Source organism: Methylobacterium sp. CCH5-D2 (assembly GCF_001556475.1).
In the GTDB taxonomy this organism is placed as follows: domain Bacteria; phylum Pseudomonadota; class Alphaproteobacteria; order Rhizobiales; family Beijerinckiaceae; genus Methylobacterium; species Methylobacterium hispanicum.
In genome coordinates this window covers 1-207 of record NZ_LSIX01000825.1, presented here as the reverse complement: position 1 = coordinate 207, position 207 = coordinate 1, and the positions used below count along the sequence as shown (strand labels likewise).

1 protein-coding gene is annotated in these 207 nt (G+C 81.6%); it reads left to right on the top strand.

Translation table 11 applies throughout. The features are described 5' to 3' along the window. A partial coding sequence (locus AX737_RS34715) for a hypothetical protein (RefSeq protein WP_197430676.1) occupies positions 1-207 on the top strand: 207 nt, incomplete at both ends.

Here is a 207-nt window from a genome sequence, read left to right as displayed (position 1 = left end):
GGCCCCGCCGACATCCGCCTCGTGCTCGCGGAGGATGGTGCGCGGGTGCTGCACGCGACGCCGGGCGCGGGCGCGCTGCTGCGCGCGCTCGCGCCGGCGGGCACGCTCCCGTCCGCCCTCGCCCGGCAGATCCGGTCCGGGAGCGGTGCGGGCGCTCGGATGCTGCGCCTGCGGCTCGACCCGCGCGGGATCGCCCCGCCGACCCTC